Annotated in this window: 7 protein-coding genes; 4 read left to right on the forward strand and 3 right to left on the reverse strand. The window is 66.9% G+C overall.

What is annotated here, in order from left to right; all coding sequences use genetic code 11:
* From E4L96_RS03425 to E4L96_RS03435, 3 genes are all read left to right on the forward strand, one after another.
* On the forward strand, nt 1–309 hold a 309-nt coding region (locus E4L96_RS03425; RefSeq protein ID WP_135205830.1), incomplete at its 5' end, for a c-type cytochrome.
* An 88-nt stretch (nt 310–397) separates the two neighbouring features.
* Nucleotides 398–1,369, forward strand: coding sequence for a helix-turn-helix transcriptional regulator (locus tag E4L96_RS03430; RefSeq protein ID WP_135205831.1), 972 nt, complete (start codon nt 398–400; stop codon nt 1,367–1,369).
* Nucleotides 1,370–1,409: 40 nt separating this feature from the next.
* Nucleotides 1,410–1,778: a VOC family protein gene (locus E4L96_RS03435; RefSeq protein WP_135205832.1), complete on the forward strand. Its 369-nt coding sequence runs from the start codon at nt 1,410–1,412 to the stop codon at nt 1,776–1,778.
* 290 nt (nt 1,779–2,068) lie between these two features.
* Here the strand turns inward: E4L96_RS03435 and E4L96_RS03440 are convergent, their stop codons facing one another.
* The 3 genes from E4L96_RS03440 to E4L96_RS03450 form a co-directional block, all read right to left on the reverse strand.
* The gene (locus E4L96_RS03440) at nt 2,069–4,150 is read right to left on the reverse strand and encodes a M13 family metallopeptidase (protein WP_135205833.1); all 2,082 of its coding nucleotides are present in this window, start codon (nt 4,148–4,150) and stop codon (nt 2,069–2,071) included.
* Nucleotides 4,151–4,256: 106 nt separating this feature from the next.
* Nucleotides 4,257–6,296 carry a M13 family metallopeptidase gene (locus E4L96_RS03445; protein WP_135205834.1) on the reverse strand — a complete coding sequence of 680 codons (2,040 nt, stop codon included), beginning with the start codon at nt 6,294–6,296 and terminating at the stop codon, nt 4,257–4,259.
* A gap of 207 nt (nt 6,297–6,503) precedes the next feature.
* Nucleotides 6,504–7,070 carry a hypothetical protein gene (locus tag E4L96_RS03450; protein WP_167758589.1) on the reverse strand — a complete coding sequence of 189 codons (567 nt, stop codon included), beginning with the start codon at nt 7,068–7,070 and terminating at the stop codon, nt 6,504–6,506.
* Between the two features lie 274 nt (nt 7,071–7,344).
* On the opposite strand from E4L96_RS03450, the gene E4L96_RS03455 reads away from it, so the two are divergent.
* Nucleotides 7,345–8,721, forward strand: a 1,377-nt coding sequence (locus tag E4L96_RS03455; protein WP_135205835.1) for a S41 family peptidase, incomplete at its 3' end; no start/stop codon positions are given.

Raw genomic sequence — 8,721 nt, forward strand, 5'->3', positions numbered from 1 at the left:
GCACCCGCCGCGGCTTCGGCTTCGGCTCCGGCCGCCGCCGCACCGGCCACCGCCAAGGCCGACGCCGGCAAGGCGCTGTACACCGCGACCTGCCAGGCCTGCCACGGCGCCGGCATCGCCGGTGCACCGAAGTTTGGCGACAAGGCCGCCTGGGCCGCCCGCCTGAAGCAAGGCAACGCCACCCTGTACGAGCACGCTATCAAGGGCTTCACCGGCAAGGCCGGCATGATGCCGCCGAAGGGTGGCTCCAGCGCCCCGGATGACGAAGTCAAGGCGGCCGTCGACTACATGGCCGCCGCCGCCAAGTAAGCGCACCGCGCTCCCCGAAGAACCGCTCCCCGGAGCGGTTTTTTTACGCCGCCAGCAGGGGCGCGATGGCAGACGTACAATCGTCCGCATGACCTCCACCATCCTGCACGCCAGTACCACGCTGCTGGCCCTCGACTACCGCTGCGATGCGCGTCCCGGCGACGCGCCGTACCCGGAGCACTACCGGAACTACTCGGTGTCTTTCGTCCGCAAGGGCAGCTTCGGCCTGGAGTACCGCGGCCGCCGCCACGAGCTGGTGGCCGGGTCGCTGCTGATCGGCCGCGTGGGCGACGAGTACCGCTGCGTGCACGACCACGGCCACGCCGCGCACGGCGGCGCGCACGGCCCCGATCATCAGTGCGGCGACGAATGCCTGTCCTTCCAGCTGTCGCCGGAATGCGCGGACACGCTCGGCCTCACCGACGACAGCTGGCGCATCGGCACCCTGCCCCCGCACGCGCAAACCGCGATCCTCGGCCAGCTGGGCCAGGCCGCTGCCGAAGGCACCACCGGCATCGGCGTGCAGGAAGCCGGGCTGCTGCTGGCGGAGCGCTTCGCCAGCCTCGTCGGATCGCGCCGCCTGACAGTGCCCGCGGGTGCCGCCAGCGCCCTGCCCCCGGCGATGTCCACAAACGCCACAAGCACCGCAAGCAATGCGCGCATCGCCAGCGCCAACACCAGCAGCTCCGCCGCCGACCGCCAGCGCGCCGTGCGCGCCGCGCTCTGGATCGCCGCCCACGCCCACACAGAGGTAGACCTGGACCGCGCCGCCGCCGAAGTGCACCTGAGCCCTTTCCACTTCCTGCGCCTGTTCCGCCGCGCGCTCGGCGTGACGCCGCACCAGTACCTGATCCGCGCCCGCCTCGGCCACGCGGCCCGCCTGCTGGCCGAAGGCGCCACGGTCACCGACACCGCCTACAGCGCCGGCTTCCAGGACCTCTCCAACTTCATCCGCACCTTCCGCACGGCGGCCGGCGTGCCGCCCAAGGCCTTCCAGTCCCTCGCCCGCCAACAGCGCAAGATTCTCCAAGAGCGCCTCGCCCTGCCCCGCCTACGATGATCTCCCCGGCACCGCGCGTGCCACACCATTGGAGACCATCATGTACGACCACATTGGATTGCACGTCCAGGACCTGGACCGCAGCACCCGCTTCTACGCCGCCATCCTGCGTCCGCTCGGCCACGCCGTCGGCAGCCAGGGCGACGGCTACGCCGGCCTCGGCCCGCAGGATGCACCCGCCCTCTGGCTCTACCAGGCCGACGGCAAGCAGGCCGGGGCCCGGACCCACGTCGCCTTCACTGCGCCCAACCGCCAGGCCGTGCAAGCCTTCCACGCCGCCGGCCTCGATGCCGGAGGCCGCGACAACGGCGCCCCCGGCCCCCGCCCCGACTACAGCGCCACCTACTACGCCGCCTTCCTGATTGACCCCGACGGCAACAACGTGGAAGCCGTCTGCTACAGCAACTAAAGTCGCGCCACCCACCACCGGGGTCAGGCACCCAGTTCCCGATCCGAAAAATCCCGCTGCACCCGCTTGAGGAACATCAAAACGGTGCCTGACCCCGGTGTTGGATTCCGATACTTTGTCGCACGCCGTAATACCGGGGTCTGGCACCGGGTTCGATGGCCGGAAAATTGGGCTTTGGACGGTTGAGCAAAATCAAAGAGGGGTCTGACCCCGGTGTTGGATGGCGATACTTTTGTTGGAACAAAGAAAAAGGCCGCCCGGGGGCGGCCTTTCGGGACAAGCGCAATGGCTTACCAGATGATCACGCGGTCCTTCGGGGCCAGGTACATCTTGTCGCCCGGCTTGACGTCGAACGCCTCGTAGAAGCCCGGCTGGTTCTTGACCGTGCCGTTGGCGCGGAACATGCCCGGCGAGTGCGGATCGGTCTTCACCTGCTGGATCTGCGCCTGCTCGCGCATCTTCATGCGCCACACCTGGCCGAAGCCGGCGTAGAAGCGCTGGTCGCCGGTCAGGCCGTCGATCACCGGCGCCTTCTTGCCCTTCAGGGAGATGTGGTACGCCTTGTACGCGATCGCGAGACCCGAGTTGTCGGCGATGTTCTCGCCCAGCGTCAGCTTGCCGTTAACGTTGTAACCGGGGATCGGCGAGTACGAGTCGTACTGCTTCACCAGCATCGAGGTCTTGGCTTCGAAGTTCTTGTGGTCGGCCGCGGTCCACCAGTCGCGCAGATTGCCATTGCCGTCGTACTGCGCGCCCTGGTCGTCGAAGCCGTGGCTGATCTCGTGGCCGATCACGGCGCCGATCGCACCGTAGTTGACCGCGTCATCCGCCTTCGGATCGAAGAAGGGCTTCTGCAGGATCGCCGCCGGGAACACGATCTCGTTCAGCTCCGGGTTGTAGTAGGCGTTGATGGTCTGCGGCGTCATGCCCCACTCGTCGCGGTCGATCGGGCGGCCCAGCTTATTCAGCTCGCGGTTCTGCTCCACTTCGCGCGACCGCATGATGTTGCCGACCAGGTCATCGGCCTTCACGGTCAGCTTGGAGTAGTCCTTCCACTTGTTCGGGTAGCCGATCTTCGGGGTGAACTTGGCCAGCTTGGCCTGTGCTTCCTTCTTGGTCGCGGGGCTCATCCAATCGAGCTTGTCGATCGAGGTCTTGTACGCGGCCAGCAGGTTCTTGACCAGCGCTTCCATGCGCGCCTTGTACTCGGGCGGGAAGTACTTCTCGACATACAGCTTGCCCAGCATTTCGCCCAGCGCGCCTTCGGTCGCGGAGACCGCACGCTTCCAGCGCGGACGCTGCTCGGTCACGCCGGACAGCGTGGTGCCGTAGAACGCGAACTGCTGGTCCACGAACGGCTTGGACAGGAAGTTCGAGTAGGAGCTGATCGCGTGCCACTGCAGGTAGGCCTTCCAGGTCTCCATCGGCACTTTGCCCGCCAGTTCGGCGAACGCCTTCAGGTAGGTCGGCTGCGACACGATCACGTACGATGCCTTCGGCGCGATGCCGACGGTGCTCAGGTAGGCGTTCCAGTCGAAGCCCGGCGCCAGTTCGCCCATCTTGGCGATATCGACCTTGTTGTAGGTCTTGATCGGGTCGCGGTTCTCGACGCGGGTCCACTGGATCTGCGCCAGCTGGGTCTCGAAGTCGACGATCGCCTTCGCATCGGCGGCGGCGGTCTTGTCGCCGGCCAGCGCCAGCATCTTCTCGACGTGCTCCAGGTACTTGGCCTTGAAGCCGGCCAGCTTGGCGTCGTCGGCCTTCAGGTAGTAGTCGCGGTCCGGCAGGCCCAGGCCGCCCTGCGAGATGTCGGCCACGTACTTGGTCGAATCCTTGTTGTCCTGGTGGATGCCGAAGTCGAACGGCACGCCGATCCCGCGCACGCTGGCGTGGGCGAAGTAGGCCGGCAGGTCGGCATGGCTCTTCAGCGCGGCGATCTGCGCCAGCTCGCCGTTCAGCGGGGTCAGGCCCAGTTCATCGGCCTTCTTCTCGTCCATGAAGGCGGCGTAGTAGTCGCCGATCTTCTGCGCGTCCGAACCGGCGGCCTTGCTGGTGGCCTTGGCCGAGCTCTCGATGATGTCCTTCAGCTTCGGCTGGGTGTCTTCGTACAGCATGACGAACGAACCCCAGCTGGCTTTGTCGGCCGGGATCTCGGTTTCTTTCAGCCACTTGCCGTTCAAGTGGGTGAAGAAGTCGTCCTGCGCGCGCACGGACGATTCGATGTACTGGACGTCGACGCCCGACACCGCGGCCGCCGCGGCGGCTTTGGCCATCGGCTTGGCGGCACCGCCCTTGGCGGCATTGGTGTCGGCTGCGTGGGTGACGCCGGCCAGCAGGGCCAGGGTCAAGGCGCTCAAAAGATGACGCTTCACTGTTTCTTCTCCGTTTTTAAGATCGTATGGATCGTACTTGTGTGGTCCCGCATCCGCCGGATGGGCGGGCGCGGGTTTGCTACTCTAACATGCGCTGAAGGTGCACTTACCAGATGATGACGCGCTTCTCCGGCGCCACATACATCTTGTCGCCTTCCTTCACGCCGAAGGCCTCGTAGAAGCCTGGCTGGTTGACCACCGTGCCGTTGGCGCGGTACACGCCCGGCGAGTGCGGGTCGGTCTTGAGCTGCACGATCTGCTGCTCTTCGCGCATCTTGGCGCGCCACACCTGGCCGAAGCCGAGGTAGAAGCGCTGGTCGCCGCTCAAGCCGTCGATCACCGGCGCGCTCTGGCCCTTCAGCGAGATCTTGTAGGCCTTGTACGCGATCGCCAGGCCCGAGTTGTCGGCGATGTTCTCGCCCAGGGTCAGGTGGCCGTTCACGTTGTAGCCCTTGATCGGGCTGTAGCCGTCGTACTGCGCGGCCAGCGCCTCGGCCTTGACCATGAAGTTCTTGCGGTCGTCCGCGGTCCACCAGTCGCGCAGGTTGCCCGAGCCGTCGTACTTGGAGCCATTGTCGTCGAAGCCGTGGCTGATCTCGTGGCCGATCACCGCGCCGATGGCGCCGTAGTTGACCGCGTCGTCCGCGCTCGCATCGAAGAACGGCGGCTGCAGGATCGCGGCCGGGAACACGATCTCGTTCATCGTCGGCCGGTAGTAGGCGTTGATGGTCTGCGGCGTCATGCCCCACTCTTCGCGGTCGATCGGCTGGCCCAGTTTGCTGATGTTGCGGTTGTAGGCGAAGGTGGCGGCGCGCATCTCGTTGCCCACCAGGTCGCCCTTCACCACCTGCAGCTTGGAGTAGTCGCGCCACTTGTTCGGGTAGCCGATCTTGTAGGTGAAGGTGGCCAGCTTGGCCTGCGCCTGCTCCTTGGTCGCAGGGCTCATCCAGTCGATCTGGTTGATCGATTCCTTGTAGGCGGCCAGCAGGTTCTTGACCAGTGCTTCCATGCGCGCCTTGCGCTCGGCCGGGAAGTATTTGTCGACGTACAGCTGGCCGACGGCTTCGCCCAGCGCGCCTTCGGTGTCGGCGGCGGCGCGCTTCCAGCGCGGACGCTGCTCGGTCACGCCGGTCAGGGTCTTGCCGTAGAAGTCGAAGTTCGCATCCACGAACGGCTTGGAGAGGTACTCGGCGTAGGAGCGCAGCAGCTGCCACTCGAAATACGACTTCCAGGTCGCGAGATCGGTCGACGCCAGCACCTTGTTGAAGCCTTCGATGTAGCTGGGCTGCGAGACGATCACGTAGTCGGTCTTGCCGCCCACGCCCGCCGCGGCCAGCGCGCCCTTCCAGTCGTAGCCCGGGGCCAGCTGGTCCAGGTCCGCGATGGCGAACTTGTTATAGCGCTTGTTGGCGTCGCGGTTGGCGACCTTGGTCCACTGGACTTCGGCCAGCGCGGTCTCCAGCGCCAGGATGGCCTGCGCCTGCTGGGCGGCGTCCTTCTCGCCGGCCAGCGCCAGCATGCTCTCCACGTGCTTGACGTACTTGGCGCGGACATCGGCCAGCTTGGCGTCGTCCTTCTTCAGGTAGTAGTCGCGGTCCGGCATGCCGAGGCCCGACTGCGAGATGTGCACCGCATAGCGGGTCGAGTCTTTCGCATCCTGGCCCACCCCCAGGCCGTACGGGCCGGACACGCCGATCTGCGCCAGGTGCGCCATCAGCTGCGGGATGCCCTTCTTGCCCTTCAGCGCGCGGATGCGCTGCAGTTCCCCGGCCAGCGGCTTGTAGCCCAGCTGGTCGGCCTTCTTCTCGTCCATGTAGCTGGCGTAGAAGTCGCCGATCTTGCGCTTGTTGGTGCCGGCCTTGGCCGCCTTGTCCTTTTGCGCGTCCTCGATCAGGCCGCGCACCTGCGGCGTCACGTCCTCGCGCATCTTGGCGAAGGTGCCCCAGCTGGAGCGGTCGCCCGGGATCTCGGTGGTCTTCATCCAGCCACCATTCAGGTAGTCGTAGAAGTTGTCCTGCACGCGCACGGACTTGTCCACGAACTGGGTGTCGATGCCGGAAACCGGAGCCTTGTCGGCGGCGCCCGCGCTCGTGGCGAACGCGGTGGCCAGGCTCAGGGCGAGGGTGGTGAGGAGGTGTCGCTGCATGTGTCGTCTCTCGTCTCTCTTGTACGTGATATGTATGCACCGGGGCCGCCGGCGATGGGGCATTCTAGCGGCGGCGCTGGCCCGGCGGTTCGCTGCCGCCGGATTTTTTACGTTTCGATACACGCGGCGCCACACCTGGCCGCCCCTCGGCATACATATACATATGTCAGAGGGTGTGCGCGTCCGGGCATGCGCCCCAGGATGCCGTCAGAATCCGCCGGACCCGCCGCCCGGCAGCCCGCCACCCATGCTGCCGCTCATGCCACCGCCGCGGCGGCCCCCGCCCATGCCGCCATGCGGACCGCTGCCGCCACTGCGCTCGCCGCGGCCACCCTCGCGCGGGCCATCGAAGCCGGCCTTCTGCAGCTGTTCGGCCAGCAGGTTCAGGACGGCCTGGCGCTGGGTGTCGTCCAGCGCATCGTTCACGGCCAGCCACCACTCGCGGATCTGGCGGTTCTCGGCCAGCATGGCCTGCTCCTCGCTGTCGATGGCAGGCACCAGCTCGCGCAGCTCGGCCTTCGGCGTCTGGGCGGCCTTGAGGGCGGCCTGCTGCAAGGCCTGGTGGCGCTGGGCGCGGGCACGCAGCAGGGCCTGGGTCTTGCCTTCCACCTGCTGCCACAGGGTGTGCTGGTTCGGGGTCAGGTTGAGGGACTTCTTCAGGTCCGGCGCCATCATGAGCAGGTCCTGGGCCCGCATCTCCATGACCGGGGTGGCGAAGGATGGGGCGGCGGCGAGCGCCAGCACCAGGGCGGAGGCCGCGAAGCGGATCTTCATCGATAAACCTTTCGGGCAGAAAAAAGCCCGCAGGGGGCTGCGGGCAAGACCACTTAACTGTGGAGAGAGAAAAACAAGGACCAATATAGGCCCGCGACGCGGGACCGGAAGGCGTTCTTACATTTCTTTACCAGCCGGGCGCGCGGCGATACATGGGATTTACACAAACCCGCAAAATGTATGGACGCCAACCGGGGCGGGCGCCGCCCACGTTCGGGTTTATACTGAAATCGAAGAGTTGTGCTCCGACGTGTTCCGAAAGAACAGGTGATCCATGGGCTCGAAACTGAAGGGTGCAGGTCTGGTGGCGCTGGGCGCGGTGGCCGGGGTGGCGGTGTCGATGCAGTTCTCGGCGCTGGCGCAAAAGCCGGCCGACGCCAGCATCCCGACCGAGGAGCTGCGCCAGCTGGCCAGCGTGTACGGCTTGATCAAGTCCGACTACGTGGAGCGGGTGGACGACCGCAAGCTGCTCAACGATGCCATCAGCGGCATGGTGGGCGCGCTCGATCCGCATTCGGCCTACCTCGACCAGCGCGCCTACAAGGAGCTGCGCGAGGGCACGGCCGGCAAGTTCACGGGCCTGGGCATCGAGATCGGCCAGGGCGACGAAGGCGCGATCCGCATCGTGGCGCCGATCGAGGATTCGCCCGCCTGGCGGGCCGGCATCAAGGCCGGGGACCTGATCACCCGCATCGACGGCGTGCCGCTGCAAGGCCTGGCGGTGGACGACGCCATCAAGCGCATGCGCGGCGAGCCGCACACCAAAGTCACCCTCACCATCGTGCGCGCGGATGAACCGCAGCCGCTCACCTTCACCATCGCGCGCGAGGAGGTCGTGCAGAAAAGCGTCAAGGGCCGCATCGTGGAGCCGGGCTATGCGTGGGTGCGCGTGTCCCAGTTCCAGGAGCCGACCGTGGACGACCTGGCCGCCAAGCTCGCGCAGCTGCACAAGCAGGACCCGGAGCTCAAGGGGGTGGTGCTGGACCTGCGCAACGATCCGGGCGGCCTGCTGCAGGGCGCGATCGGCGTAGCCGCGGCCTTCCTGCCGCGCGAGGCGCAGATCGTGTCCACCAACGGCCAGCTGGCCGATTCGCGCCAGGAGTACTACGCGCGGCCCGAGTACTACCAGCTGAAGGGCGATGCCGATCCGCTGGCGCGGGTGCCGGAGCAGTTCAAGCGCGTGCCGCTGGTGGTGCTGGTCAACACCGGGTCGGCCTCGGCATCCGAGATCGTGGCCGGCGCGCTGCAGGACTATCAGCGCGCCATCATCATGGGCTCGCAGACCTTCGGCAAGGGCTCGGTGCAGACCATTCGCCCGCTGCTCAATGACACCGCGGTCAAGCTGACCACGGCGCGCTACTACACGCCCAAGGGCCGCTCGATCCAGGCGCTGGGCATCAAGCCGGATGTGCCGGTGGACGAGACCGCGGACGGCGGCGAGGTGCTGCGGGTGCGCGAGGCGGACCTGGTGCGCCACCTGGCCAACGACAAGGTGCACGAGGCGGCCACGTCCCACGCGAGCGCGGCAGCCGAGGCCCGCCTGGCCGCGGCCGAACGGCGCCGCAAGCCGCTCGAATACGGCGCGGCCGACGACTTCCAGCTGGTCCAGGCGCTCAACCAGCTCAAGGGATTGCCGGTGACGCTGGCGCGC

The sequence above is a fragment of the Zemynaea arenosa genome (genome assembly GCF_004614185.1).
Classification (GTDB): domain Bacteria; phylum Pseudomonadota; class Gammaproteobacteria; order Burkholderiales; family Burkholderiaceae_D; genus Telluria; species Telluria arenosa.

Coding starts and splice junctions, on each gene's coding strand:
- E4L96_RS03430 (WP_135205831.1), top strand. CDS start 398: ATGACCTCCACCATCCTGCACGCCAGTACCACGCTGCTGGCCCTCGAC.
- E4L96_RS03435 (WP_135205832.1), top strand. CDS start 1,410: ATGTACGACCACATTGGATTGCACGTCCAGGACCTGGACCGCAGCACC.
- E4L96_RS03445 (WP_135205834.1), bottom strand. CDS start 6,296: ATGCAGCGACACCTCCTCACCACCCTCGCCCTGAGCCTGGCCACCGCG.
- E4L96_RS03450 (WP_167758589.1), bottom strand. CDS start 7,070: ATGAAGATCCGCTTCGCGGCCTCCGCCCTGGTGCTGGCGCTCGCCGCC.